This is a genomic window from Agarivorans albus, from assembly GCF_019670105.1.
Lineage (GTDB): Bacteria > Pseudomonadota > Gammaproteobacteria > Enterobacterales > Celerinatantimonadaceae > Agarivorans > Agarivorans albus.
This window is the reverse complement of record NZ_AP023032.1, coordinates 32,501-59,317: the sequence shown is the minus strand read 5'-3', so window position 1 is coordinate 59,317 and position 26,817 is coordinate 32,501. Positions and strand designations below refer to the sequence as shown.

At 46.2% G+C, this 26,817-nt stretch carries 26 protein-coding genes and 3 rRNA genes (1 of these 29 running past the window's edge); 15 read left to right on the top strand and 14 right to left on the bottom strand.

Features of this window, described 5'->3' with window-relative positions; genetic code table 11:
* Positions 1–82: 82 nt before the first annotated feature.
* From K5620_RS00275 to K5620_RS00245, 7 genes are all read left to right on the top strand, one after another.
* Positions 83–1,108: a GGDEF domain-containing protein gene (locus tag K5620_RS00275; RefSeq protein ID WP_016403832.1), complete on the top strand. Its 1,026-nt coding sequence runs from the start codon at positions 83–85 to the stop codon at positions 1,106–1,108.
* Between the two features lie 146 nt (positions 1,109–1,254).
* Positions 1,255–3,369, top strand: coding sequence for a substrate-binding domain-containing protein (locus K5620_RS00270; RefSeq protein ID WP_016403833.1), 2,115 nt, complete (start codon positions 1,255–1,257; stop codon positions 3,367–3,369).
* 252 nt (positions 3,370–3,621) lie between these two features.
* Positions 3,622–4,224 carry a TetR/AcrR family transcriptional regulator gene (locus K5620_RS00265; RefSeq protein ID WP_016403834.1) on the top strand — a complete coding sequence of 201 codons (603 nt, stop codon included), beginning with the start codon at positions 3,622–3,624 and terminating at the stop codon, positions 4,222–4,224.
* Between the two features lie 41 nt (positions 4,225–4,265).
* Positions 4,266–5,093, top strand: a complete 828-nt coding sequence (locus K5620_RS00260; RefSeq protein WP_016403835.1) for a hypothetical protein — start codon at positions 4,266–4,268, stop codon at positions 5,091–5,093.
* A gap of 19 nt (positions 5,094–5,112) precedes the next feature.
* Positions 5,113–6,132, top strand: coding sequence for a Gfo/Idh/MocA family oxidoreductase (locus K5620_RS00255; protein WP_016403836.1), 1,020 nt, complete (start codon positions 5,113–5,115; stop codon positions 6,130–6,132).
* A gap of 63 nt (positions 6,133–6,195) precedes the next feature.
* Positions 6,196–6,909 (top strand): sulfite exporter TauE/SafE family protein, encoded by a 714-nt coding sequence (locus K5620_RS00250; protein WP_016403837.1) that lies wholly within the window; start codon positions 6,196–6,198, stop codon positions 6,907–6,909.
* Between the two features lie 108 nt (positions 6,910–7,017).
* Complete coding sequence (locus tag K5620_RS00245) at positions 7,018–8,376, top strand: MATE family efflux transporter (protein ID WP_016403838.1); 1,359 nt, start codon at positions 7,018–7,020, stop codon at positions 8,374–8,376.
* An 11-nt stretch (positions 8,377–8,387) separates the two neighbouring features.
* Here the strand turns inward: K5620_RS00245 and K5620_RS00240 are convergent, their stop codons facing one another.
* The 4 genes from K5620_RS00240 to K5620_RS00225 all read right to left on the bottom strand — a co-directional run bounded on the left by K5620_RS00240 (position 8,388) and on the right by K5620_RS00225 (position 11,379).
* Entirely contained in the window at positions 8,388–8,699 is a 312-nt protein-coding gene (locus tag K5620_RS00240; protein ID WP_016403839.1) for a DUF3301 domain-containing protein, read from the bottom strand.
* Positions 8,700–8,774: 75 nt separating this feature from the next.
* Positions 8,775–9,194, bottom strand: coding sequence for a secondary thiamine-phosphate synthase enzyme YjbQ (locus K5620_RS00235; RefSeq protein WP_016403840.1), 420 nt, complete (start codon positions 9,192–9,194; stop codon positions 8,775–8,777).
* A 78-nt stretch (positions 9,195–9,272) separates the two neighbouring features.
* Entirely contained in the window at positions 9,273–10,856 is a 1,584-nt protein-coding gene (locus tag K5620_RS00230) for a GMC family oxidoreductase N-terminal domain-containing protein (protein WP_016403841.1), read from the bottom strand.
* Positions 10,849–11,379, bottom strand: a complete 531-nt coding sequence (locus K5620_RS00225) for a hypothetical protein (RefSeq protein WP_016403842.1) — start codon at positions 11,377–11,379, stop codon at positions 10,849–10,851. Before K5620_RS00225 ends, K5620_RS00230 begins: the two co-directional genes overlap by 8 nt.
* Positions 11,380–11,657: 278 nt before the next feature.
* Here K5620_RS00225 and K5620_RS00220 point away from each other — a divergent pair, with 278 nt between their 5' ends.
* Entirely contained in the window at positions 11,658–12,293 is a 636-nt protein-coding gene (locus K5620_RS00220; RefSeq protein WP_016403843.1) for a TetR/AcrR family transcriptional regulator, read from the top strand.
* On the opposite strand, the gene K5620_RS00215 is transcribed toward K5620_RS00220, so the two are convergent.
* Positions 12,274–13,182, bottom strand: coding sequence for a LysR substrate-binding domain-containing protein (locus K5620_RS00215; RefSeq protein WP_016403844.1), 909 nt, complete (start codon positions 13,180–13,182; stop codon positions 12,274–12,276). The genes K5620_RS00220 and K5620_RS00215 overlap by 20 nt on opposite strands.
* 112 nt (positions 13,183–13,294) lie before the next feature.
* On the opposite strand from K5620_RS00215, the gene K5620_RS00210 reads away from it, so the two are divergent.
* Together K5620_RS00210 and K5620_RS00205 are read left to right on the top strand one after the other, a co-directional pair.
* A complete protein-coding gene (locus tag K5620_RS00210) occupies positions 13,295–14,200 on the top strand; it encodes a DMT family transporter (protein WP_016403845.1) in 906 nt (301 codons plus the stop codon).
* A gap of 213 nt (positions 14,201–14,413) precedes the next feature.
* Positions 14,414–15,184 carry a substrate-binding periplasmic protein gene (locus K5620_RS00205; protein WP_016403846.1) on the top strand — a complete coding sequence of 257 codons (771 nt, stop codon included), beginning with the start codon at positions 14,414–14,416 and terminating at the stop codon, positions 15,182–15,184.
* 36 nt (positions 15,185–15,220) lie between these two features.
* Here K5620_RS00205 and K5620_RS00200 read toward each other — a convergent pair whose 3' ends face one another.
* Both K5620_RS00200 and K5620_RS00195 read right to left on the bottom strand, forming a co-directional pair.
* Positions 15,221–15,553: a GIY-YIG nuclease family protein gene (locus tag K5620_RS00200; protein ID WP_016403847.1), complete on the bottom strand. Its 333-nt coding sequence runs from the start codon at positions 15,551–15,553 to the stop codon at positions 15,221–15,223.
* A complete protein-coding gene (locus K5620_RS00195) occupies positions 15,553–16,422 on the bottom strand; it encodes a Tim44 domain-containing protein (protein WP_221077432.1) in 870 nt (289 codons plus the stop codon). The genes K5620_RS00200 and K5620_RS00195 overlap by 1 nt, the downstream gene beginning before the upstream one ends.
* 327 nt (positions 16,423–16,749) lie before the next feature.
* Here K5620_RS00195 and K5620_RS00190 point away from each other — a divergent pair, with 327 nt between their 5' ends.
* Together K5620_RS00190 and K5620_RS00185 are read left to right on the top strand one after the other, a co-directional pair.
* Positions 16,750–17,448: an AAA family ATPase gene (locus K5620_RS00190; RefSeq protein ID WP_016403850.1), complete on the top strand. Its 699-nt coding sequence runs from the start codon at positions 16,750–16,752 to the stop codon at positions 17,446–17,448.
* Positions 17,408–17,728, top strand: coding sequence for a ribbon-helix-helix domain-containing protein (locus K5620_RS00185; protein ID WP_016403851.1), 321 nt, complete (start codon positions 17,408–17,410; stop codon positions 17,726–17,728). The genes K5620_RS00190 and K5620_RS00185 overlap by 41 nt, the downstream gene beginning before the upstream one ends.
* 21 nt (positions 17,729–17,749) lie before the next feature.
* Here the strand turns inward: K5620_RS00185 and K5620_RS00180 are convergent, their stop codons facing one another.
* The gene (locus K5620_RS00180; protein WP_016403852.1) at positions 17,750–18,064 is read right to left on the bottom strand and encodes an MGMT family protein; all 315 of its coding nucleotides are present in this window, start codon (positions 18,062–18,064) and stop codon (positions 17,750–17,752) included.
* Between the two features lie 6 nt (positions 18,065–18,070).
* Entirely contained in the window at positions 18,071–18,472 is a 402-nt protein-coding gene (locus tag K5620_RS00175) for an SMI1/KNR4 family protein (protein WP_016403853.1), read from the bottom strand.
* Between the two features lie 92 nt (positions 18,473–18,564).
* On the opposite strand from K5620_RS00175, the gene K5620_RS00170 reads away from it, so the two are divergent.
* The gene (locus tag K5620_RS00170) at positions 18,565–19,218 is read left to right on the top strand and encodes an alpha/beta hydrolase (RefSeq protein ID WP_016403854.1); all 654 of its coding nucleotides are present in this window, start codon (positions 18,565–18,567) and stop codon (positions 19,216–19,218) included.
* On the opposite strand, the gene K5620_RS00165 is transcribed toward K5620_RS00170, so the two are convergent.
* Positions 19,210–20,127 carry a LysR family transcriptional regulator gene (locus K5620_RS00165; RefSeq protein ID WP_016403855.1) on the bottom strand — a complete coding sequence of 306 codons (918 nt, stop codon included), beginning with the start codon at positions 20,125–20,127 and terminating at the stop codon, positions 19,210–19,212. The two genes, K5620_RS00170 and K5620_RS00165, sit on opposite strands and share 9 nt — an antisense overlap.
* 103 nt (positions 20,128–20,230) lie before the next feature.
* On the opposite strand from K5620_RS00165, the gene aptA reads away from it, so the two are divergent.
* Positions 20,231–21,574: an omega-aminotransferase AptA gene (gene aptA / locus K5620_RS00160; protein WP_016403856.1), complete on the top strand. Its 1,344-nt coding sequence runs from the start codon at positions 20,231–20,233 to the stop codon at positions 21,572–21,574.
* Positions 21,575–21,592: 18 nt separating this feature from the next.
* Positions 21,593–23,083 (top strand): CoA-acylating methylmalonate-semialdehyde dehydrogenase, encoded by a 1,491-nt coding sequence (locus tag K5620_RS00155; RefSeq protein WP_016403857.1) that lies wholly within the window; start codon positions 21,593–21,595, stop codon positions 23,081–23,083.
* 58 nt (positions 23,084–23,141) lie between these two features.
* Here the strand turns inward: K5620_RS00155 and pssA are convergent, their stop codons facing one another.
* The 4 genes from pssA to K5620_RS00135 form a co-directional block, all read right to left on the bottom strand.
* The gene (gene pssA, locus K5620_RS00150) at positions 23,142–24,614 is read right to left on the bottom strand and encodes a CDP-diacylglycerol--serine O-phosphatidyltransferase (RefSeq protein ID WP_016403858.1); all 1,473 of its coding nucleotides are present in this window, start codon (positions 24,612–24,614) and stop codon (positions 23,142–23,144) included.
* A 43-nt stretch (positions 24,615–24,657) separates the two neighbouring features.
* A 5S ribosomal RNA gene (gene rrf / locus K5620_RS00145) occupies positions 24,658–24,773 on the bottom strand.
* A gap of 100 nt (positions 24,774–24,873) precedes the next feature.
* A 5S ribosomal RNA gene (gene rrf, locus K5620_RS00140) occupies positions 24,874–24,989 on the bottom strand.
* Positions 24,990–25,099: 110 nt separating this feature from the next.
* Positions 25,100–26,817: ribosomal RNA gene (locus K5620_RS00135) — 23S ribosomal RNA — on the bottom strand; it runs 1,172 nt beyond the window's last position.

Here is a 26,817-nt window from a genome sequence, read left to right as displayed (position 1 = left end):
GATTAACAAAAGCCGTATTGTTTACAACGCCAAATAAGCAGGCTGCGAATGGCGTTAAGCAACGAGTATCGATGGAGCTCATATGAGCGATAAAATTTTAAAAAAAGCGACCCTAAATTTAAAAAAGGCAGTGCCTTTGATGATGAAGCATCAAATTCCTGCCACACCTAGCAACTATGCCTTATGGTATTTGTACGTTGATGATCAAAACCCTGAGCTAAATGCAGCCATTGACGAAATCATTAGCGAATACGACACCGTTCCCACTACTAGCAGCCAAATCCTTTATCAAAATCATATTGCTAGCCAAGAAGAATTAGATGTGAAAAGCATGCGCCATAGCCTAGAAGCCATGGCCACCGAGCTGTCACAAACCATGACCGATACCGGCTCAGATACCAACGCCTTCCAATCCAGCATAGATAAGAACTTCGCCAAATTAAATCGCATTGAAGAAGACGGCATTCCCCTAGAGCAAGTGCTTGGCTTAGTTCGTAATCTGATTGACGACGCCGCCAGCATTCGACAAAGCACCGACTTTTTCAACTCTCAGTTAGGCAAAGCCCAAGCTGAAATCGAGAACCTAAAGAATCAACTTAAAGAAACCGAGAAAGAAGCTCTCTACGATGCGCTTACTGGCGCCTTGAATAGACGCGCCTTTGATGCAGATTTTAAAGACTTGTTCGATTCAAGCCCAGAAGGTTTGTGCATTATTCTGGCCGATATCGATCACTTTAAAGCCTTTAACGACAATTACGGCCACGTACTCGGTGACCAAGTACTAAAAATTGTGGCTAAGCGGATTAACGAAGCATGTCGCGATGGCGCAAAAGCCTATCGAATTGGTGGCGAAGAGTTTGCCATTATCTGTCCTAAATCAAACCTACGCTCAGCGCGCCATTTAGCAGAGTCGGTTCGCCGAGCCATTGAGAAGCTCAGCCTTAAAGATCGTCGCTCCAACCAACGTATCGACAACATCACAAGCTCCTTTGGTGTGGCCGAATACAACGTGGTGAGTAAGTCTCGGGCGATTGTTGATGCAGCAGATACCCAGCTTTACGAAGCCAAAAGGCTAGGTCGCAATCGAGTAATGCCTATCGTTAGCTAAATGTGACCGGCATGCTTCTTTGCCAAAAGAAGCATGCCACTAAGCCGCAAAAATACAATTTATTAACAATTCTCCTAGCTAAATCACAGCAATCTCAGTTTCACTTGTTACATTGAAAGGTATTAACACCAAAACTATTGTTCTAAATGAAAAAACGCATTGCGATTATATTGCCAACCTTGTCTCAAACCATCGATCAGCAGGTGATTCGAGGCATTCAAACGAGTCTTGATCCGCAATTATATAGCTGCCTATTCATGCCTGTTGGCTACCTCCCTGATGAGCAAGATTTTCAAGACAAAGATCTATGGCTTATAAAGCAATTAAGCAAACTAGATATAGACGGGGTGGTCTTATACGGCGGCGGTGTAGGCTACAAGACCTCAGATAAAGTAATGCGCAAAGTAGTTGAAGCGATTGGTGAGCTACCCATCGTGAATGTTGGATCAGTGATAGAAGGCATTCCATCGGTACTGGTCGATAACTACAGCGGCATGTATCAACTCACCCAGCATATGCTAGAGATTGGCTGCAAAGACATTCTGTATATCGACGGCCCAGAAAACAATTTTGACTCCCAGCAACGTTATAAAGCCTTTAGTGATGTACTCGCAGAACATGGTTTAAGTCACGCTCCTGAACAACACCTGCATGGCGATATGACACCGGTTGGTGCAGGCAAACTCTGCCATCAATGGCTAGCCAAGCAGCAGCGCCTGCCCGATGCCATTATGTGTGTTAACGACCTAAGCGCCAAAGGTGTAATCGAAGAACTCGATAAGCAACAAGTGGCTATTCCAGAGCAAGTAAAAGTAAGTGGCTTTGATGATTTTGAATATGCCGATGCCATTCGCCCTAGCCTCACCACCGCCATTTATCCCGCTCAGCGCACTGGTTCTCTTGCGGCGCAATTAGTGGTCGAAAGCATTAATGGAGCAACTCTCGACGCTCAATATCAATTAGAAACCATGTCGATACTCCGAGCGAGTACCGGAGCTCCGGCAAAAGATGTAGAACTACGGAGCAACGACGAGCAAAACCGTTTGCTTATCCAACAGCGCGACAGCAATGCCCAGCGCCTAGCGGTAACTCGCTTACTGCACCAACGACAAACCTTAGATACCATTTTAACGCAAGCCCAACCCACCCTAGACGAGCTTGGTATACCTGAGCTGTATATCTATCAGCAAGGCTTTAGTGAACAAGGAAAAAGCCATACTTATTTGGCTCACCGCTTACAACCTGGCAGTCTAGCCTTAGCAGAATCGGTAACGCCCTTGCCAGCCGCCTTTGAGGAAGTAATTGGCGACAAAGCGCATCAAGGTCTTTGGGTGATAAGCGAACTTAAAAGTGGTAACCAGCACTTTGGCTATATGGTAGCGCTCACCGAAGGTGTGCATGCTGAATTCATCGAATTTATGGCACCACAAATCGCTGACATTATTGACCACCAGCGGCTACTCGAAGAAACCAAACAATACCAGGCTCAAGTTGAGTTAAGTGAAAAAATGGCGGCCTTAGGCGGCTTGGTCAGTGGTGTAGCCCATGAAATAAATACCCCTTTGGGCAACAGTTTACTAGCAGCAAGCCACCTTAAAGAACAGATTGCGCTGTTGGCTTCTCAAATGAAAAACCAACAACTTACCAAAGCCAATTTTGAAAAGTTTGTTGATGATGCCTCCAATACCAGTGATATTATCATTAGCAGTGCGCAACGCGCTGCAGAACTTATCACCAGCTTTAAGCAAGTTGCAGTAGACCAAAGCTACGAAGAGCAACGCAGTATCAATCTTGCCGACTACATCAACAAAGTTCTCCGTAGCTTACAGCATCAACTTAAGGGCACTAAGGTTAGCCTCAATACTCAGCTAGAGCCCAATCTACATGTATTTACCTATCCGGGAGCGATCGCCCAAGTGATTACCAATTTGTTTGGCAATGCGCTTATTCACGGGCTCGATCATGGAAAAACCGAAGGCAAAATCAGTATTTCTCTAGAAAAAGCTGGCCAAGGCGCGCAACTCATCGTGGCCGATACAGGAAAAGGTGCTAGCCAAGAAACCGTAAGCCACATTTTTGAGCCTTTCTATACTACAGCCCGAGGCCAAGGAGGCTGCGGCTTAGGTATGCATATAGTGTATAACCTCATCACCCAAAAACTGCAGTGGCAGCTACAAGTTGATACTCAACCAGAAAAAGGCTTTCGCTTTATTATCTCGATTCCACAGCAGGCGCTAAACCAAACTGAAGCGGCCAACTAAGCAACAAGTAATACTGGCGTAAACTGGGAGGTAAGCCGCTTAGTTTTTTACTAATATCACTCTCGCTCTAAAACAGTGTCTTGGTTCATCTTGAAAGCCCATGCTCAATTCTCCTTCCCAGTGTGGCTGTTATTGCGAACCAGCAGGTGACATTTCAATGAACAATCAGCGGCAATTTGTTAGCCCATGCATTTACTAAATTTGTTAGAATCAGACAACAGCAATTCCGCTTAAATTAATTTTTCCTGAACAATGACTCTTAGCCAAAAAAAACGCGCTCAAATAATCAATGCAGCTATCGCTGAATTTAAGGCTAGTGGCTATGCCGCCACCAGCATGGATCGCGTTGCTCAAACGGCTCAAGTAAGTAAACGCACTGTTTATAACCACTTTCCCAGTAAACAGGCTTTGTTTATTGGCATTGTTAGCATGATGCTAGATTTGATTTCTGCAGCCACTAAAATGGGCTATTCCAGTCAACTGAGTTTGGCAGAACAACTGCAGCAACTGGCGCAAAAAGAATTAAGGTTATTTGCCGATCCCGAGTTTATCGACCTTGCTCGATTAGTGATTGCTGAAGCGATTCATATGCCAGAGCAAATGGTTGCAACCATGCAACATATGGCTACCTTAGAAAACAGCATCAATTATTGGTTTGAATGTGCCATTAAAGACGGACGCATCCAAAGTGAAAACCCTAGCTTGGTAAGTAGTCAGTTTTTGTCCATGTTAAAAGGCCGCTGTTTTTGGCCACAAATTATCAACCGCATGCCAATGCCAAGCGCTGACGAACAAGCAGAACTTGTAGAAAGCTGCATTGCCATGTTCTTAAGTTATTACCAGCCTAAGCCATAAAAGCTACGGGTTTTTATCGATGTCGCCAAGGTGGGCACAGCATGTTTAAAGTTATTGGTTTAATCGCCCTTTTAATGATTGGCACCCTGGTCGGCTTGGTGATGTTTCCACCGCCAAGTAGTGAGTTTCAAGATAGTCCTTTAGCAGAGCACAGCGTAAAACCGCAGTTAGTCGCGCAACTAAACGGCATACCAAATGCGGCCAGCCTTTTGTGGCTGCCAAAACAACAGCACTGGTTAATTGGCACTCTGGCACCACAAACCGTGTTAGTCACTGGTTCTGCAAAACTGGCTTACCTTAACCCGCCGCTCACCGAAGCCAGACTAGAAGAGTTACCCGCCAGTGGCGATATCGCCGATTTAGTCTTGTTAGATGATCATCTAGTGGGTATTTCCAGCGATGCACGCTTATTGTATTTTGAGCTAGCCGAGCAAAGCTGGAAGTTTGTAGATAAGCGCAAATGGTTACGTGACGGCTTACATCATAAAACCGCCGGTTTGATCTGGGATCCACAAGCTCAACTTCTTTATACCTGCGAACGCGAAGGCCTAAAACGCTGTTATCGCGGCAACCGCGACGGTCAACAACAACAAAGCTTTGAGCTAAACCGCGCAGGCCAGCAAGATCAGCTCTCTCAATATCAATTAGGCAGCATGACTTTGCATCAAGGTAGTTGGTTTGTGCTCAGCTCTCGATTCAGTAGCCTATTGGAAATTGAGCCACAATCTGGGGAAGTGCTGCAGGTAATAGCATTAGAGCAAGCCGATACCGCGCAAGCCATTGCTAGCGACGGCGCGCAACTTTGGTTACTGTCGGTCATACGCCAGCAACCTGAGGCGGTTAAGCTAGCAACAATTCCTTTGCCTTAAGCCCATTATAGGAGCACGCATGTTAAACGTTGGTATTATTGGATTTGGTTTATCTGGTCGAGTATTTCACGGCCCGCTGATTAGCGCCCATCAGCAGCTGAACGTTTTTGCCATTGCAAGCTCTCGCAAGCAAGAGATTGCCGACGCTTACCCCAAAGCATTATGTTTGGACAGCGATACACTGATCAATCACCCCAACATTGATATTGTCGTTATCGCCAGCCCCAACTCGCTGCATGCAGAGCAAGCCGAACAAGCCATGCTAGCCGGCAAACATGTAATCGTTGAAAAACCCTTGGCCATAACCAGCGAACAATGTCTGCAACTGCAACAAATTGCAGACCAAACCGGTAAGTGTTTAAGTGTGTTTCATAATCGCCGCTGGGATAGTGACTTTTTAACTATCTCTCAGCTGCTTGCTAGCCAAAATCTTGGTCGTATTCATAGTTATTCCGCCCATTTTCACCGCTATCGCCCGGTAGTGAAACAACGCTGGAAGGAGCTCGACCCTCAAGGCGGTGGAGTGCTCTACGATTTGGGCGCTCACCTTATCGACCAAGTACTTAGCTTATTTGGTAAGCCAGACAAACTATGGGCTCATCTGGATACTCAGCGTGACGGGGCGGTAACACCTGACAGCTTTGACCTACAGCTGATTTATCCGGACAAAAAAGTACAGCTTAGCTGTAATTCCTTAATGGTTGAGCCGGGCCCTCGCTTTCAGCTACATGGTAGTAAAGGCTCCTACGCTAAATGGGGCATGGATCCTCAAGAGCAACAACTTGCAGCGGGCTTGTCGGCAAATGCAGCGATATTTGGCCAAGACAATAATCGCAGCGAAATTCACTTAGCAGGCCAAGCCTTGTTGCATAAGTCATTAATTAAAGGTAATTATTTGGCATTTTATGATAACTTTGTAAATGCAGTGACTAAGGGTGAACCACTTGCTGTAAGTGCTCAACAAGCCAGCGAAGTAATTGCCTTAATCGAACTAGCTACTCTTAGCCACCAGCAACAAACGATATGTTCGCTTAATTAGGCGAATAGCTTTTATCAACGACCCACTTTGCTTAGCCAAGGCTTGGGTGAGTGAGGTGGCAAAGTGATTACACTGTTAGCCTGTTTACTGGTGTTAAGCGGTGCATTTGTGCAATACACCATAGGTTTTGGTCTAGCGGTAATTGCTGCGCCATTATTGTTCCAGCTCTCCCCTGTTTATGTACCAGGTCCCATGGTTGTGGTTGCGCTGGTAGTAGCAAGCTTAAGTGCCATTGAATACCGACACAGCATCGCATTTGGTGGCTTAAAAGCGGCGATTATCGGCCGCATCCCTGGCTCTGTTGCAGGCGGACTTTTATTGCTGTGGGCCGACCTAGCAAGTTTGTCTTTTTGGTTAGGTTTGTCGGTAATTATCGCCGTAGCCATTAGCTTGTTTCCTATTCGTATCGCTCCCACACCTAGGCGCATGGCAATAGCCGGATTCATTTCTGGTTTTATGGGAACGAGCAGCTCAATTGGCGGACCACCAATGGCCTTGCTATTACAACATCAGCAAGCCAGCTATTTACGAGCAAATCTGTCGGCTTTTTTTGTTGCTAGCTGCTTTATGTCGCTCATCGTGCAAACGTCGGTAGGATTTATGTCGCTAACGCATTTATCTGCGACTCTGCCTTTAATTCCTGCTGCGCTCTTAGGGGCTTTTCTGGGGCGACGCTACGGCAAACGCTTTCCACAGCAATGGATTCGTACATTTTCTTTAAGTTTATGTGCCATTTCTGGTGGTAGCGCCATGCTAAGTTATTTTTTAATGTCTTAGTAAAACGCTGCTTATTTCAACAGAATTTGATCTATCAACTTAATTTGTAATACAAAACCACATATACTACTGATTATCCTAAATTGATTGCTATAACTAGAGACTGTTGTGCCGAGCCAATCCTACCTTAAAAAGAATATCGCCTTAGCTTGGCCGCTCGCCTTAAACGGCCTATTAATGCAATCAATGTTGATGGTAGACACCTTATTGGTGTCTCCTCTGGGCGAGATCCCTCTAGCTGCTATGGGTATAGCGGCGACCCTGGTGGCCTTTATCATGGGCATTCAAATGGCCTTGGCCAACGGCTCACAATTAGTACTTAGTCGAGCAATAGGTTCGGGCAATAAGCAAGCCATTGCCAAAGGTTTTTGGTCTGGTTTAGCGATCAACGTAACTGTAGCGATAATCTTTTGGTTAGTATTGCACCTTGGTGACCAAGCTATTGTTGGCGCGCTCGCCGATGACATCGCGCTACAGCAACAAATTATTAGCTACTTAGCCATTTCTAAATACTTGGTGCTATTTACCGCCGTTACCCAAGTGATGATTGCCCTGCTTAACAGCCAAGGAAAAAGCAAAATCCCGCTGCAAGGCTACCTCATCGAAATGCCAATCAACGCCTTGCTATCTTATTTACTCATTCATGGCTGGGGTGAGTTTTCGGGCATGGGAGTAGAGGGCGCAGCCTTGGGTAGCTTAATAGCTATCGTTATCCGCATGAGCTATTTGAGTTTGTGTTTAAAAGCCGATCAAAGCCTACAGCTCAGTTTAAATCAGTCGATGCCAGCCTTGTTTAATAGCATTCGACTACATAGTAAAGAAATCTTCCCGGTAGCGGTGAACGTTACCATCCTGCAAATTGGCATTAGTGTTTATCAGCTGCTGTACTCCCAGCTCAACATTAACGCTTACGTGGCCATTACTTTGGTGATGCCTTGGCTTAGGGCCGGCACCCAGTTTATTGCCGCTTGGGCACACTCTTCTGCGATTAGTATTAGCCAAGCCATTGGTTCAAGAAAGCTCGATGACTTAAGCGCAAATGTGAACAAAAGTATTGATGTTTCTGTAGCAATATCGGTGATTTGTGCGCTGTTATTTGCCGGGCTTAGCTTTATGCTGCCAAATATCTACCCAGATTTAGATGCCGAAACCTATCAAGCGCTTAGTCTCATCGCACCTTTGTATATCTTTTTACCGATAGTGCGGGGTTACAATACTGTGCATGGACATGCCTTACGCGCTTTAGGTAAAACCACCAGCGTGTTTAAAATCAACTTTATAGGGCAATGGCTAATCTCTATTCCATTGTGCGCACTGCTGATTCTTTATTTTGAGGTATCAATCTTTTGGGCCTTTGCTATTCAGCCCTTTGAAGAAATAGTAAAAGCCCTACCTTTTAGGCAGCTAGCACGTAAATCTTTGAAAGAGTTTGATAGCAATAAGGCAGAAACGTTGATGTACGATTAGCAGGGCTTAGCCTACCCCTCATACAAATCATCACCCACTCGATAAACGGGTAACTCAAATTTGTATTGGCTGCCAGCCATAATTAGTTGGCCTTGATAGCGGCTGTCGCCAGTGGAAGAAAATTCAAATTGGTAGTATCGACACCAGCGCCAGTGGCCTGCCATTTTCTGCGGTTTTTCTTGCTTAAAATTTACTTCAAGTAGCTGTAGCTCTAGCGTCTTACATTTTTGTTTGATTAAGTGTTGAGCACGCTCAGCGTCTTTTCGACGACGCCAAAAGAACATCACAATAAAGGTGAGCAGAAATATAGCTAACAGATCCATGGCGCCAACTTAGATAAAGACTTTGCTTAAGATATTGGGACAGTATTGTGAATAACAAGTAAAGCAATACAAGGACTATTCACCGGAGATGGTAGCGATAATTTGCCGATTACCACCTTGATTGCGATGCTCACCAAGATAAATGCCCTGCCATATTCCCAATGCCAACTCACCTCGGTTAATCGGCAGGGTTAATTCGGCGCCTAGCATGCTGCTTTTAATATGAGCAGGCATGTCGTCGGCGCCTTCGTAGGTGTGCTCAAAATAGGGGGCATTTTCCGGCACCATTTTGTTTAGATGAGCGTCTAAATCGGCTCGAACACTGGGATCTGCATTTTCATTCAAGCTTAAGCTGGCACTGGTATGCTGCAATAACAGGTGGCACAAGCCCACTTTAAAATCTTGCAGCTCAGGTAACTGCAAAATCAATTCTTCGGTAATTAGATGAAAGCCGCGCGGTCGCGCCTTTAACCTTACCAAACGTTGTAACCACATGAAGCTAGGCCTTTTTTAATCTTTGTTTAAGACTAGCAGTGGCTAGCTTGGTTTGTAAACGCTTTGCTTAAGCAAAGCCTAAGCTTGTAGGCGTTTTGCCAGCAATTCGGCATTTCTTAAAGCCATAGCATAAATACTGAGTTGCGGATTAGCACCTAAACTTGTGGGAAACACCGAGCCATCAATCACACTTAAGCCATCCAGCCAGCGATAATTACCGTCTTCATCTACTAAGGATGTTTGTTCATCGCCTCCCATGGCACAACCTCCCATCACATGTGCCGAGGCTAAACGCGTAGCCAAGGCCTGCATTGGCAATTGCTCAATCATAGCCTTGGCCTGCGGCCATGAACTCACTAGCTTGCTTTGTTCATGCAAGGGAAATACTTGTTTAGCACCTGCAGCAAACTGCAGTTCGGCCATGCTCAATAAAGCCCGGCGCGCTCCTCGCCATACAAAATCACTGATGGGATAATCCAGCACAGGACTTCCATCATCGCGAAGCTGCACTTGCCCGCCAATACTTTGCTCATTAAAGCCGTCGCGCAGTAGGGCAATGGTAACTTGCAGATGGTTAATCTGCTGCATCATGTCACTATGAAACTGACCAAAGCCGCTAATTTTAGTGGCCAACAGAATAGGATGTACCGGAGGTACTTCCAGTTTGTAGCCACACTCTCCTTCACTGCCTTCTCGCCATACAAAGTGATCGGAATACACCGATTGCGGCGCGCCTTGATGACTGTTTACCGCTTGCTCAAACACCGCCCCACTCATCACACTTGGGTGCAAAAAGGTTCGTTTACCCACCAGCTGATAAGGATCTGGAACCTTGGAGCGTAACAGTGCAGCAGGACTACCAATAGCACCTGCCGACAACACGACCTGGCGCGCTTTAATCTTAATACTCGCGCCATGCAAGCGCTGCGAAGTATTTAAAGCCTGCAATTGCGCACCGGTGATAGCACCTTTATCAAAATGCAAAGTTTGCACTCGAAACCGACTTAACAAGGTAGCGCCAGCACTGAGCGCAGCGGGAATTGTTGTTACTAACATCGACTGCTTAGCATTAGTTGGACACCCCATGCCACAGTAACCTAAGTCCCAACACTGTTTTACATTGCGAGGTATCGCTTGATAAGACCACGCCAAAGCCTCGCAGCCTTTCGCCAATAAAGCATTGTTTTGATTTGTTTGCAGCCAAGGGCTAATGCCCAACATTTGCTCTGCTTTAACAAAGTAAGGCGCAAGGCTTTGCGAATTTACCTGCTTAAAACCCCAGCGCTGTTGCCAATGTTGCAACGTGGGTTCTGGAGTACGCAAAGAGGTGGTCCAATTCACGGTGGTTGAACCGCCTACACAACGCCCTTGGAAAATGCTAATGGCTTTATCTTTGGTTTTTCGTGCAGCCGATTCTTGGTATAAGTCGGGGTAAGCGCTGCGCTCTTGCATCTTAAAGTCTTGACTGCTTTTGAGTGGTCCCTCATCAACGACCATCACTTTAAGCCCTGCCTGGCTAAGCACTTGCGCACTGATCCCGCCACCGGCACCACTGCCAACAATTAGTACGTCACAATCTAGCTCTTGCTCACCTTGTTGGCTGGCTCCATCAATATGTTGCCAGCCCGATGCTAGGCCCTCAGCAATAATATCTTTAATCATTCACTAAGCCCCTAGCTTGCACTGGCAGGTGATAAGCTAATTCTGGCCACGCTGTTGGATCACCGTACCAAGCGGCAGTAATCAGTTCATGTAAGCCTTGATAGGCTTGTCGTAATAGCTGTAGATAGTGCTGCTGCCATTGCTGTAACAACAATAAGCGCTGCGCTATCGATAACTCACTAAGCTGGGCTGCACCAGCACTTAGCAATAACCAACCTCCACGAGAGGCTAATATCTCTAGTAGTTGATTTAACTCAGCTTGGGTATGGGGTTCTAGAATGCTGAACGCTTGATCGATATTGGCCAGCACATGTTGCTTTCGCGCTACATCATCGCTAGCCACAGCACCTTCTAAGAAAGCAGGAATTAAGTACCAAAACACCTGTTGGTATTGCGGCTTTAAAGTAAGCTTTGGCATAGGTTTAAAATCTATGGAAGCAGGGCTCACCAGCCATGCTCCTCCGCTAGCTAGCGCAGCGGTAGCAATACTGTATTTTAACAATGAACGGCGACTGAGTTTCACTTGGCTCCCTGTCCTAAGACTTAAATTAAGATACCACTGGTAACTTATATAGACTTCACCACCTCTAAACACAAGTTTCCATGAGTAACTTATTTAAAGTTTGGATCAAAGCTCGCAAAACTTAGGTTTATTTACCGCCAAGCTTGGCGGTATTATCACTTAATAATAGAACGCTACAGTAAACCTGCTCTCTCCCATAAGAGATTTGCTAAGAGCTAAGCAATTGCTAAATAGCTTTTAGCGCAATTAGTGACTAAGGTTTACCTATCAAGAGCTTAATGAATACCATTGTGAATACAGCTATTAAAAAACGCGCCATCAGCCCTGAACAAAAGCAATTACGCCGCCAACAGATACTCAGCACCGCTAAATTAGCCTTAGGCGAACATGGCTACGAACAGGTAGTACTTAGCCAGCTTGCCGAACAACTAGAGCTATCAAAGCCGGCTTTGTATCGTTACTTTGCCAACAAAGAAAGCTTGTTTATGGCACTTTATTTAGAAGAGGCTAAACAGCTATTACTAGGGCTGGAGCGTTTATCTCAGCAAAATCTAAAACCTAGAGTATTAGCCGAGACCATTGCCGCTCAACCTACCTTTTGTTACCTCTCGGCCATTTTGCATACGGTATTAGAAAAACAAGAGAACATTGAACAAGCCATCAACTTTAAACGTGAGCTCAAAACCATGGCCGAACAACTAGCCAAGTTGTTTTTGCATTGGTCGCCTCAGCTAAGCCAACAACAAGCTCTCACTAAAGTGATGTTTCTTTATCAAGCGGTTATTGGTTGTTGGCATACCAGCCACCCTTCGTCGACCATGCAGCAAGTGATGCAAAACGATGAGTTTGAAATTTTACGCTTAGACTTTGTCGACAGCTTAAGTTTACTGTTAGTTAAACTTCTAGCGGACTAGCCGCCGTTTCTATCAGCCAATCAGCCACTGCGCGCAAGCCTTGGTCGCGGCTGCGAGCTTGTTTATAACAAAGGTAGAAGTCGTAACCGGTATATACCGAAGACACCGGTAGATCGACTAAACTACCCTCGCGAATGTCTTTTTCCACCATAAAGTCGCTCACCAGTGCAATGCCTTGGCCAGTTGCTGCGGCTTCTAAGGCGAGCACTTGGTGACTAAAACTATGGAAGCCTTGATTGCTTGGCAGCGATATCCCCAAACCCTTAGACCACACCGCCCAATCCCCGCCTGGTTGCTGAGCATCTTCATCTAAGTCACAAGACAACAAGGGAAATTGTGGGAGTTCTTGCCGCCAGTTATTTTGATCGATTTCTTGATAAAAGCTGGGCGAACATACCGCCACCAACCGTTCCTTGTGCAATAAGTGGCTCACATAACCAGGAGCTGAATCAGCAAAACAAATGAACAAGTCACCAGTAGCGCTAGACAAGACCGGCTCCTCGGTAATCATTTGCAAGCGTAAATCAATTTCTGGATTACGCGCCCTAAAGCTTGGAAGCAAGGGTATCAAACGTTTTAAGGCAAATGAGCTGTAAGCAGTAAGCCTAAGTTGCGCAACCCCCTCACCTTTTACTTGGCGGGTGATGTGGCTTAATTCATTTAAAATACGCTCTACTTCGCTAAAGTAGCTGCGCCCAGCCTCACTTAGTTGTAGTTGGCGGCCAACTTTAATCAGCAAAGGCTCGGCTAAATACTCTTCAAGCAAGCGCAAGCGGTGGCTTACCGCGCTCTGGCTAATGCCTAATTCTTCGCCTGCTTTGGCGACACTTTGATTTCGCGCTACAGCCTCAAAGGCAATTAAGGCATTAAGTGGAGGTAGAGTTCGCATGCAAATACATTAAATTTTTTCATGTATTTTTAATTATTATCATTTTTTTAATGTTTAACAAGCTTCTACACTGCTGCTTCACCTATTAGCCATTAATTAACGGGAGGCAGCTATGCGTAACAACTCAAACTTTATTGCCATCCTCATTTTAGTGGTAGCTAATCAGATCGCAGTGCTGTCTGACGCACTGATGAAAGTAGCCGGAGAACAAGCCTCAGTATTTGAAATACTGCTATATCGCCAACTCAGCACGCTATTATTGTTATTGCCTTTATTTTTGCTCACCAAACAAAAACTGCCAGCAAAACCCTTAGTGCATGTAGTTCGTGGGCATTTATGGTTAGCGGGCTCTGGCTGCATGGTGGTAGCCTTAATAGCGCTGCCGCTAGCCACCGCTAATGCCTTATTTTACGCCGCACCCATTATGATGTTGCCACTAGGCATGTGGTTACACAAAAGCCCAGTAAACCGAACTCAAGTGGCTGCCGCATTCATTGGCTTTATCGGTGTGCTGGTAATTATTCGCCCCACCGAATTTAACTGGGGAGCTATCGCAGCTTTAGGCACGGCGCTGACACTTGCCTTAAGCAACCTAACGGTAAAGTACATTCCCAAACAAGAATCGGTAGTCACTAGCTTATTTTGGACCAACCTAATGGTTGTTCCGGCCACGCTAACTCTGGCTTGGCCACACTTGCACGGCTTTAATTGGTCACTGCTATACCTTGCCGGCGGAAGTAGCTTATTCATTTTGTTTTTGCACGCTGGTTCCGTCATTGCTTATAAGTCGGCTAACGCCAACAGCATTGCTAGCGCCGAATACACCGGATTGATTGGTGCAGCAATCTTTGGCTGGCTATTTTTTAGTGAAATGCCCGACTGGTTAACCTGGCTTGGCGCGGCTCTAATTGTGGTACCTTTGGTATTGCAAAGCCCCTTACCAAAGCAGCTCTCCCTATGGAAAAAGCAGTTAAGCCAGAAGCGCTTAAAGCGTTCTGCTTCAGACACTGGCCTATAAGCTTAGGCCAGCAAGCTTGTGGCCCAAGCAGCTTTAAATCTCGAAGAAAAGCTTTTACTGTCAACTTAGCTAAACAGCACCATAGAATTAACCGCTAAGGTGCCTTGGGTAAATCAGTACAATCCATCAATAAATCAGCATAATGCACTGCATTAACTAGCTGTATTGAGATTATGCAATGCTTACTATCGTCACCCTTGATTTAAGCTCGCCTTGTTAGCCTACAAAAACACCTTAACCACCTTACTGTTGCTGGTACTTAGCTTGCCGAGCGCAGCTAGCCAAGCGGAGCCTCTGCGTTTGGCCGCTGATCGCTGGTGCCCTTTTAATTGCCAAGCAAACAGTCGCTCACCGGGTTACATCATCGAGATTGCACAGCAGATTTTTGCGCCCGATTATCAAGTAAGCCTGGTTGAGATGCCTTGGTCACGCGCGCTGCGTCATACTCAAAAAGGTGTTTATCAAGCGGTGGTAGGGGCGCTCGCCGGCGAAGCCGAAGGTTTTGTTTACCCTAGGTTGGCCATTGGTAAAGCCCAGCAAGTACTAGTGATGCGTAGCGATAGCAACTGGCAGTATCAAGGCGTTCCTTCACTGGAAGACCTGACGATAGCGGTGATTGCTGATTATGACTACAACGATGAACTTGATGCCTATATTAGTGCTCATCAACATCGACGTAATTTGGTGGTTGTTCGCAGTGAACAGGCGCTTGAGCGTATGCATAAGCTACTGATGGAACGCAAAATTGATGGCTACGTCGAAGATAAAAGTGTAGTGAATTATTACACCCACCAACGGGGAGATAATAACGACATTCGCTTCGCCACAAGCTTTAGTACCGAGCCAGTGTACATTGCCTTTTCTCCGGATAATCCACAAAGCCCGGCTTTAGCTCATCGCTTAAGCGAAGGCATACAAGGTTTAAGAAACAGTGGAGAGTTAGCCAAAATTTTACAACGCTATGGACTTAGCGACTGGCAATAACTTTGATGTGTAGAGCTTAAGTTAACTCTTAGTAACTTAAGCTTTGGAGCTTGATTCTGGCAACACGCTTTGCCAATCTATTTCTCCCTGCACTAAGCGTTCTTTAGCGGCTTTTGGCAATTGTTTAATGGCATACTCTAAGCGCATCGCCTGCTGCTTAGAGGCCAAACATTGTTGATACACCAACTGTAGTGGGCCTTTTCCTCGTAGGGCTTTGGCACCTTTAACACCACCTTGTTGGTGCTCGGCAAAACGGCGCGCTACATCGGTAGTCACGCCGGTATACAAATGCCGTTGTTTGGTTCTAATAATATACAAAAACCACTCACTAGTAGCTTGTTTAACTACTAGTGAGTCATCACCAGACATTACGCTTCTATGCCCACAATCAACCACGGTGAATTAGCTTGATCGAGTTTGCGCTCTAAGTGCCATACTTCGGCAACATCGCTTTCTTGGCCGCTACCCTCATCACGTGTTTTACCAGTAAATTTAACGCTTACTTCGGCATTTAACATTGAGTGATCAGCACGAACTAGTTCGGCATCAATAAATACAACACTACTATTAATTTCTTCAGAACCGTATGAGCGACGCTCTTCAGCGAGGGCGTTATAAAGTTCAATGCTCAAGTATTCTTGCATCACTTCTAGCTTGTTGTCGTTCCAAGCGCGCTGCAGAGTATCAAAGTGACCACGAGCGCCTTCTAAAAAGGCATTCGCGTCAAAACCTGCTGGCGGATTAAACGGCACGTCGTCTTCGCTTCCGCTAGCAAGTTGACTAGCACTAGCAAAACCACCTTGTTGCCACTGTTGCTCTGCCTGAGGGCCTTGATAAGCCTGTGCGGGTTGGTGATTCATTGCCGCTGCCTTTTGTTGGTTGAGGCCACGTAAGAAACGCACCGCCACAAAGGCAATTAAAGCAAACAACAAAATATCCATCATCTGTAGGCCCTCAAAGGCCCCACCGCCAAGCAAAGCAGCAAACAAACCGCCGGCTAATAAGCCGCCTAGTAATCCACCCATCATCCCTGAGCGACGGCCAGTATTTGCGGCAGTACCATTGTTTTGGTTTTGCTGCTGATTAGCCTGTTGATTAGTTTGGCTTGGTTGTTTTTTAAAGGTAGGTTGGCTTTTACCCCAAGACTTACCTCCACCAAAGCGTTTGGCCTCTGCGTCGGGGGTAATAATCAATACCGCCATCACCAACGCCATAACACTCATCAATTTTTTTAACATGCGCTCCGCCTTCTAAGGAGTAATTCAGCGATAAGCAGTGTAACTAGCTTGCAGCGAGGTTCAAGTGAAAACTATCTCAAGGACTAAGCAAGCTGAAGCACTACGACTTTAGTATTAATGTAAAACTTTTGTTACAGCTAGATTCAGCTTGTTCAACAGCCACTAATATATATTAAATTCAATAACTTAAACCCCTTTACAAACACTCAAAACAATTAGGGTTATTGCTTTGATTATTTTTTCGCCTAAGCTGGGGGAGTCGGCTAAAAAACAATAATTCCGCTGACATAGACACTTACAAAAGACCAAAACAAAAAGGACTTAGCCATGATACTTCTCGTTGGCGGTGAAAAGGGGGGCAGTGGAAAAAGCTGTCTGGCCCAAAACTTGGCGGTGTATTTGAAACAACGCTTTAATACCGAAATTCTCTTGGTTGATTGCGATCCACAACGTACTAGCTCCGATTGGGTGCAAGCACGTAACGAGCAAGAAGACCTTCCAACTATTAACTGCGTGCAACTGTACGGCAACATTCGCAACGACTTACTTAGCCTACAAAATCGCTTCGACTTTGTGGTAGTAGATTGCGGAGGGCAAGATAGCAAAGCCCTACGCTCTAGTATGGCAGTTGCCACCCACGCTATAGTTCCACTACGTCCAAAGCGGCGTGACATAAAAACCCTGCCCCATTTAGAAGAGTTAGTTAACACCTGTAAAGCGGTAAACTTTCATTTAAAAGAAGCAGTTGTACTCACCCAATGCCCATCGTTGCCAAGCCAATACAAGCGTATTGAAGAGGCCAAAGAGGTATGCAGAACCTACGGTTTAAATGTGCTAGACGCCATCACCTTTAATCGCAATATCTATGATGATAGCGAAGAGCGTGGCTACACGGTGTTGGAGCTTGAGCCGGAAGGAAAAGCAGCCCAAGAAATCCGCAATATTGCTGAAGAATTTATAGTATGTGAGCAAGGAGCGGCAGATCATGGCATTGCACGATCTCAAGAAAAAGCCTCGGGCTTCTAAACCGAAACAGTTTTGCGATGTAGATAGCTTTATTGCGCAAGCCGAGCTGTATGCTCGTGGCTGCGAAAATGTGGTGCACTTGCCGATACAAGCTAAGCGCAATGCATCTAAGCAGCCAGCAAAAAATGCCACGTTTAGCTTAAACCAAGCGGTAATTGCCGAGTTAGATCAAATAAAGCAAAAAACCGGTTTGTCTAAGTCTTACCTGGTGCGAGCTTTAACTCATCACTTAGCAGGCTTAGAAGAACCCAAACAACAGGCTATATTAAAGCCCAAATAGCCTTAAGCTACCTAAAGTAACTTAATCACCCAGCCAAAGGTGCTGGGTGAGAGGCACTTTATTATTGCGAAAGATAATCCCTTCATCCTCAAGACGCTGACGCTGACATTGATATTGCGGAGAGCCTTCTGGGAAGGAAATCATGCCTTTAGCATTAATCACTCTATGCCATGGTAAATTGGAGTCTTCGGGTAAGGTTTTTAAGCAGCGCCCTACTGCACGTGCCATTCGAGGATAACCAGCCATTTCAGCAACCCCGCCATAAGTGGCCACCTTCCCTTCTGGAATATGCCCAATCACCAACCAAAACTTAGCGAGGTAGTCTTGTTGATCCATGCTTGTTTAGCTTTGCATCCATACTTCGCTAGCCCAATCCCAGATGGTATCCCACTCTGGTACTAGATCTTCTTGGCCTTGCCAGTAGCCAATTTCACCTTCTTGGCTAATGAAGTAGAAGTTGTCACCATTTTGGCAAATAGGAATAAACTCACGCGGTAAACCTAAGCTCCATGCGGTAGCCGCTACCTCTGGCAAATAAGTATGTAAGTAGGGATCGCTAATGGTTACAGGCTCTAAGCTACCACAGATAACATTACTCACGGTAAGTTGGAAAGCACGCAGATCACTAGGCATGGGAATTAAGATAAGTTCTTCAACTTCAACTAATTGCGCTTCTGTGGGTAGCTCACTAGGATAGGCGCCAGACTGATCGGCAGCTCTAATTTCATCGATTAATTCTTGCATGCTTGTCTCTCCGCGGCATTGGCATACAATGCCTGTTGCTAAAACTGGTGCACAGCTTACCTAGAAGACTCTCAATCAGCAAAGGAATATCCATGCCACTTCACGCTATAACTGTAGAACCCGAGCAAGCTGCTCGCCATTGTATTATTTGGCTACATGGCTTAGGCGCTGGTCCTGAAGATTTTGTCCCTTTAGCTAAGCAACTAAAGCTACCCGATGAAGCAGCCGTGCGCTTTATCTTTCCAGCAGCGCCCGAGCGCGCCGTTACCGTTAACGCTGGCTACTTTATGCCCGCTTGGTACGACATACTGGCGTTTTCACCGCAGCGTAAAATTAATCAACAGCACTTAGAACAAGTAAGCCAAGAAATTAGCCAGCTAATTGAGCAACAACTTGCTCAAGGCATCCCCAGTAAAAACATTATTTTGGCCGGTTTCTCTCAAGGCGGAGCGGTGGCGTATCACTGTGCGTTAAACCTAGAGCATGCCTTAGGTGGTGTGTTATGTATGTCTACTTACTTGGTTAATGAAAGCCTGCCTAAACAGCACTTCCAAGCTAATACGCCGATCCTCATCCAGCATGGCCGACAAGACGATGTAGTAGCCCCAAGCTTAGGTGAGCAAGCCTATCAGCAACTGTCAGCCTTAGGCTATAAGGCTGAATTTAGCCTATTTGATATGGCGCACAGTGTATCACCGAGCCAAATAAAGGCGATTAAAGCGTGGATAGGCGCCCGTTTAAACTAAATGATGGGCTTGCTTTAAGCATTCTAGGAAACAAGCCAATATCCGTGAGGGTTTGGGTGATATACGATTTACTGCTAAAAACGAACAGTCATAGCTAAACACCTCGCCACCAATGGCTCTAATCAGCCCTTGTTCTACAAAACTACGTGCATAATGGTCGGGCAAATAAGCCAAATAACTGCCCGACAACAATAAAGTTGCGACTGCTTCTTGGTCATAAGCGGTGGCGTGTCGCTTAAAGCCTTTTTGCTGAGAAGTATCCATATTAGGTGAGTTGTGGCCAAGGCCAGCATACTTTTGGCTAACAATTTCTTGCTCGCTAATCGTAATATCACTGCGTTTAAACAAGGGGTGGTGATAGCCACAATACAGAGACATTTTTTCATCAAATAGCCACTGATAAGCCAAACTGGCAGATTGACGCGGCCCCGGCACCACACCAACATGATAACGCCCTTCTATCACTCCACTTTCGATCACCGATAAGGTTTCTACGTATAAATCTAAACTAACCTTGGGTGCTCGTTGGTCGAATAGCTGTAATGCTTGGGAGATTTTAGCTTCTTGGTTAGTGACGGTTTTATCGAACAAGGCAATGGCTAGGTTACCGGTCATTTCTTTGTGTAAGCCTTGAACGTCTGCGCGAAACTCATCTAAGGCGCCCATCAAACGCAAGCTAGATTGATAGATATGTTGCCCTTCAGCACTTAACACAAACCCAGCTCGCCCCCGCTGGCATAAGGTTACCCCAAGGCGGATCTCCAAATCCTTAACATGTCGGCTAATGGTTGAGCGACCGATATTGAGTTCGACTTCGGCTGCCGAAATACCTCCACACTCCACCACTACCCTAAAAACTTTTAGCAGGCGTAAATCAATATCACTAAGTTGACCCAAAATTTTCTGCATTATGTTTCATCCTTATGAAACTTTAGATTCAAAGATACATATTTATGTAACTTAAAACCAGCATTAGGCTAAACCTAGCGTAAAGCTTTGCTAGGAGAAGCAAATGGCCACATTGCAAGATATGGGAATTACTCAAAATCAACTTGATAGCCACTGGATGGCTTATTCAGGTAATCGCCAGTTCAAACAAGATCCACGAATGATTTGCCAAGCTAAGGGCAAGTATTACTTCGACGCCGACGGCCGAAAAATATTTGATGGTTTGTCAGGCCTGTGGACTTGCGGCTTGGGACATGGCCGCCAAGAAATAGTAGATGCCATTGCCCAACAGGCCAGCCAGCTTGATTACTCACCCGCTTTTCAGTTTGGTCACCCAAAATCATTTCAGCTGGCAGAGCGAATTACCGAGTTTATGCCAAAGGGCTTAAACCGAGTATTTTTCACTGGTTCAGGCTCTGAGTCTGCCGATACCTCACTAAAAATCGCTCGCGCTTATTGGCGCAAAAAAGGCCTTGCCAGTAAAACCAAGTTGATTGGCCGCGGCAAAGGCTATCATGGGGTAAACTTTGGCGGCATATCAGTGGGCGGCATAGGCCCAAATCGCGCCATATTTGGTGCCGGTGTAGATAGCGCCCACATGCGCCATACGGTATTGCCAGAAAATGCCTTTACTAAAGGCCAACCAAACCAAGGCGCTGAACTCGCCAATGACTTAATCGATTTAATCGCCATGCATGATGCTTCCAATATAGCGGCAGTGATTGTTGAACCTATGGCCGGCAGTGCTGGGGTAATTCCACCACCGGTTGGCTACTTAAAACGTTTGCGTGAGATTTGCGACCAACACCAAATCTTACTGATTTTCGATGAAGTGATTTGTGCTTTTGGCCGCTTAGGTTACAAAACCGGAGCAGAGGCCTGCGGCGTTACGCCAGACATCATTAACATGGCCAAGCAGCTCACCAATGGGGTCATTCCTATGGGAGCAGTGGCCTGCAAGCAAGAAATTTACGACACCTTTATGGACGAAGGTGGTCCAAACTATATGTTAGAGCTGCCCCACGGCTATACCTACTCAGCTCACCCTATTGCTTGTGCCGCAGCACTTGCCTCTTTGGACTTATTGGAAAAAGAACACATGTTTGAGCAAGTAAGGGAAATGAGCCCAATACTTGAACATGCTGCGCATCAGCTGGGACAGTTGGATTTAGTAAGCGATGTAAGAAACATGGGCTTAGCAGCAGGCTTAAGCCTTGTTCATGCACCCGGTGAGCCGGCACTTAATCCGTTTTTGGTGGCCCAACAAATGTGGCAAAAAGGATACTACGTGCGCTATGGCGCCGACACTATACAAATAGCGCCTCCGTTTAACGTAAGCGCAGCAGAAATCGATAGCCTATTTAATGCCTTAGGCGACTCCATTAATCAACTATCAGGCCAAGCCTAAGCCTATAAGGAAAGCTTTATGTCTATCATCGGTCATTTAATTAACGGCGAAAGCCACAACGACTACACGCGCTCACAAGATGTGTATAACCCTTCTACCGGTCAAGTTGCTAGCCAAGTTGCCTTGGCTGACAAAACTACGGTTGAGCAAGCCATTAGCGCCGCTCAGCAAGCTTTTCCCGCTTGGCGAGATACGCCAGTGGCAAAACGTGCCCAAATTATGTTTCGCTACAAAACCTTGCTGGAAGAGAATGCCGAGCGCATTTGTGAACTTGTAGGCCAACAGCACGGAAAGATCGTCCATGATGCTATGGGCGAGCTTACCCGTGGTATTGAAAATGTTGAATACGCCTGTGCTGCACCCGAGGTTCTTAAAGGTGAACATTCGCGTAACGTTGGCCCAGGCATAGACTCATGGAGTGAATTCCAAGCCTTGGGAGTAGTAGCGGGGATAACCCCATTCAATTTCCCTGTGATGGTGCCTATGTGGATGTTCCCCATGGCACTTATGTGCGGCAATAGCTTTGTATTAAAACCCTCTGAGCGAGATCCGTCGGCGACAATGCTAATTGCCGAACTACTTCATCAAGCAGGATTACCAGCAGGTGTATTTAATGTAGTGAATGGCGATAAAGAAGCCGTAGATACCCTACTTACCGACCCACGTGTTGCAGCGGTGAGCTTTGTAGGTTCTACCCCCATCGCCGAGTACATTTACAGCACCGCTACCGCCAATGGTAAGCGCTGCCAGGCCTTAGGCGGGGCAAAAAATCACGCCATCATCATGCCTGATGCCGATTTAGATAACGCAGTAAACTCTCTACTTGGCGCAGCTTTTGGCTCCTCGGGTGAACGTTGTATGGCCTTATCGGTTGCGGTTGCCGTAGGTGACGAAATTGCCGACAGGCTGGTAGATGGTTTAACTCAGCAAATGCAGAACCTAAAGGTTGGTGCCTACTCAGATAAAGAAAACGACTTTGGACCACTAATTAGTGCCGAACAGCGAGACAAAGTTGAAATGTACATCAGTAGTGCTGAAGCAGATGGTGCCACCGTAGTTGTAGATGGTCGCAATACTCAAGTAGCGGGCTACCCTGATGGCTTCTACGTTGGAGGAACCCTAATCGACCATGTCACCGAAACGATGAAAGCCTACCAAGAAGAGATTTTTGGACCGGTGTTGTGTGTGGTTCGAGTGGATAGCATGGAACAAGGTATGCAACTGATTAACAAGCACCAATTTGGTAATGGTACTTGCCTATATACCCGTGATGGAGAGGCAGCACGTTACTTCTCAGACAACATTCAGGTTGGAATGGTAGGTATTAACATTCCTCTTCCTGTGCCTGTTTCTTATCATAGCTTTGGTGGTTGGAAGCGTTCTTTGTTTGGTGATTTACACGCCTACGGCCCTGATGCTGTGCGCTTTTATACTAAACGTAAAACCATTACCCAGCGTTGGCCATCAGCGTCGGTACGTGAAGGGGTAAATTTCTCATTCCCTAGCTAAAGGGCTTATTTGTCTTACTAGCCCAGCTTAAGGCTGGGCTAAGCAGGTAGACAGCTACCTATAAGATTTGTTTTAACAAACGGTCAGCGCGCACTCTGTTTATTCGTTTTAGCAAGCGCTTCACTGGCAAGGGGTAATTAGCCAGGCTGTCTAAATCTGCTACGCAATGCACTAACTTAGTGTGAGCCAATATATTATTCAGCTCGACCTGCTTTTGCTCACTCAATAATCCTTTCGGGTCATCAATCAATAAGCCATTCTCTAAATCCAAGTTCCAAGCGCGTGGATTCAAGTTATTACCGGTTAATAAGCTATAGCGCTCATCAACCCACAAACCTTTTACATGAAAGCTATTATCTTGATGCGACCACAAATGAATACTTAACAAACCACTGTTAATATATTTTAGCTGTCGTTTAACAAACTTAGACAAATTCAGCTCGTACAAATAAGGTAGCGCATGGATCACCTTAAAGTTTTCATCTGGCTTGCTGTAAAAGTCACTAGCGGTTTTATCGCCAACAATCAGCTTTACTTTCACACCATTTTTTAAGGCTTTGCTAATTTCCCTAGACAAACTACCCGGAGGATTAAAATAAGGTGTGCATATAGTTATTTGATGGCTGGCTTTAATGATCAGCTGGCGAATGGTTTTATTAAGCAAATTTTGGCGACGCCCCAAACCCAGTAAAGGTGTGATGCCAACTTCAGACTCCTCACATTGCTGAGGATAGTAACTGTATTGCTCACGTTGCAATGACAAGCGTAAACGACGAATAGCAGGCTTTAGCGAACGAGTAGTCACCGGCTCATTGGTCGATAAACTAGACACCGCTTCGCTATTCACTAGGTACTGCTCTACATAGTCAACCATCGCATTAGCCAGGCGAGTATTATCAATCAAGTGGTAACGATCAAAGCGGTAGCGCTGTTGCTGCGCTAAATAGATATTGTTAATACTGGCACCGCTATACACTACCGTATCATCAATAATGCTACCTTTTAAATGCAGTACGCCAAACAATTCGCGATTACTCACAGGCACACCGTAGAAGGTAATAAGGCCTGGGTAACGTTGTTCATACTCACGGTACATCGCAGCGTTACCCTCGGCTTGTTCGTCGCCAATCAAACCACGTTGAGCACGATGCCAATCAACTAAGATAACAACTTCTAGCTCTGGGTTACGCTGTTTAGCAGAATACAGGCCTTCCATAATGCTGCGGCCAGCTTGATCATCTTCAAGGTAAAGCGCAACGATATAAATCCGAGTTTTAGCCTCAGCTATCTGCGCTAGCAAGGCAAGGCGATACTCTTCTGCACTCAGCAAGGTTTTAAACTGCAGTGGATCTTGCGCAATTTTGGGAAGAGACTGTAACGATGCGTTACGAGAAAAACGTGGAGTCATTAATATAGATTCTTGATTACTAGCACTATGCTTGGCTAATTGTAACAAAGGATCAGCTTGGTCACTAAGAAAGCTATCAACAAAGCGTAAAATTGCTGTTAGCTCCACACAACTATGGCGCACAAAGAAAAAGGGCTTCCCATTGGGAAGCCCTTAACTATTTGGAGCCTAGCAGTGACCTACTTTCACATGGGGAAGCCCCACACTATCATCGGCGCAGTTGCGTTTCACTTCTGAGTTCGGCATGGGGTCAGGTGGGTCCACAACGCTATTGCCACTAGGCAAAAACTTTTACATTGTTCACTCAAGCTAGTTGGCGAGGCCAAAATTTCCTTAGCTAGAGTAAAAAGCCCTCGTCGTTAGACGAGGGCTTAGTATGAGAGCCTGGCGGTGACCTACTTTCACATGGGGAAGCCCCACACTATCATCGGCGCAGTTGCGTTTCACTTCTGAGTTCGGCATGGAGTCAGGTGGGTCCACAACGCTATTGCCACCAGGCAAAAACTGTTGTCTTTAACATTCGAAAAAGCTGAAACATCTCATGAGCACTAACAAGTATTCATGGTTTCTAAATAAAGTATCTATAAGCAACACCCTTTAGGTGTTGTATGGTTAAGCCTCACGGGTAATTAGTACAAGTTAGCTCAATGCCTCACAGCACTTACACACCTTGCCTATCAACGTTGTAGTCTCCAACGGCCCTTCAGAGGACTTAAAGTCCTAGTGAGAATTAATCTCGAGGCCTGCTTCCCGCTTAGATGCTTTCAGCGGTTATCAGTTCCGAACGTAGCTACTGGGCAATGCTATTGGCATAACAACCCAAACACCAGCGGTTCGTCCACTCCGGTCCTCTCGTACTAGGAGCAGCTCCCCTCAATTCTCAAACGCCCACGGCAGATAGGGACCGAACTGTCTCACGACGTTCTAAACCCAGCTCGCGTACCACTTTAAATGGCGAACAGCCATACCCTTGGGACCGACTTCAGCCCCAGGATGTGATGAGCCGACATCGAGGTGCCAAACACCGCCGTCGATATGAACTCTTGGGCGGTATCAGCCTGTTATCCCCGGAGTACCTTTTATCCGTTGAGCGATGGCCCTTCCATACAGAACCACCGGATCACTATGACCTACTTTCGTACCTGCTCGACGTGTCTGTCTCGCAGTTAAGCTGGCTTATGCCATTGCACTAACCGTATGATGTCCGACCATACTTAGCCAACCTTCGTGCTCCTCCGTTACTCTTTGGGAGGAGACCGCCCCAGTCAAACTACCCACCAGACACTGTCCGCAATCCCGATAAGGGACCAACGTTAGAACATCAACACTACAAGGGTGGTATTTCAAGGTCGGCTCCACGTCATCTAGCGACAACGCTTCAAAGCCTCCCACCTATCCTACACATGTAGGGTCAATGTTCAGTGTCAAGCTGTAGTAAAGGTTCACGGGGTCTTTCCGTCTAGCCGCGGGTACACCGCATCTTCACGGCAATTTCAATTTCACTGAGTCTCGGGTGGAGACAGCTTGGCCATCATTACGCCATTCGTGCAGGTCGGAACTTACCCGACAAGGAATTTCGCTACCTTAGGACCGTTATAGTTACGGCCGCCGTTTACCGGGGCTTCGATCAATAGCTTCGCGCGAACGCTAACCACATCAATTAACCTTCCGGCACCGGGCAGGCGTCACACCGTATACGTCATCTTTCGATTTAGCACAGTGCTGTGTTTTTAATAAACAGTTGCAGCCAACTGGTATCTGCGACTCTCAGCAGCTTAGGGAGCAAGTCCCATCACCATCAAGAGCGTACCTTCTCCCGAAGTTACGGTACCATTTTGCCTAGTTCCTTCACCCGAGTTCTCTCAAGCGCCTTGGTATTCTCTACCCAACCACCTGTGTCGGTTTGGGGTACGGTTTCGTATAATCTGAAGCTTAGAGACTTTTCCTGGAAGCAGGGCATCAACCACTTCGTGTCCGTAGACACTCGTCATCAACTCTCAGCGTAATGTAAACCCGGATTTGCCTAAGTTTACCGCCTACTGCCTTTCACGTGGACAACCATCGCCACGCTGGCCTAGCCTTCTCCGTCCTCCCATCGCAATTATACGAAGTACAGGAATATTAACCTGTTTCCCATCGACTACACTTTTCAGTCTCGCCTTAGGGGCCGACTCACCCTGCCCTGATTAACATTGGACAGGAAACCTTGGTCTTTCGGCGAGGGGGCTTTTCACCCCCTTTATCGTTACTCATGTCAACATTCGCACTTCTGATACCTCCAGCAAACCTTACGATTCACCTTCAACGGCTTACAGAACGCTCCTCT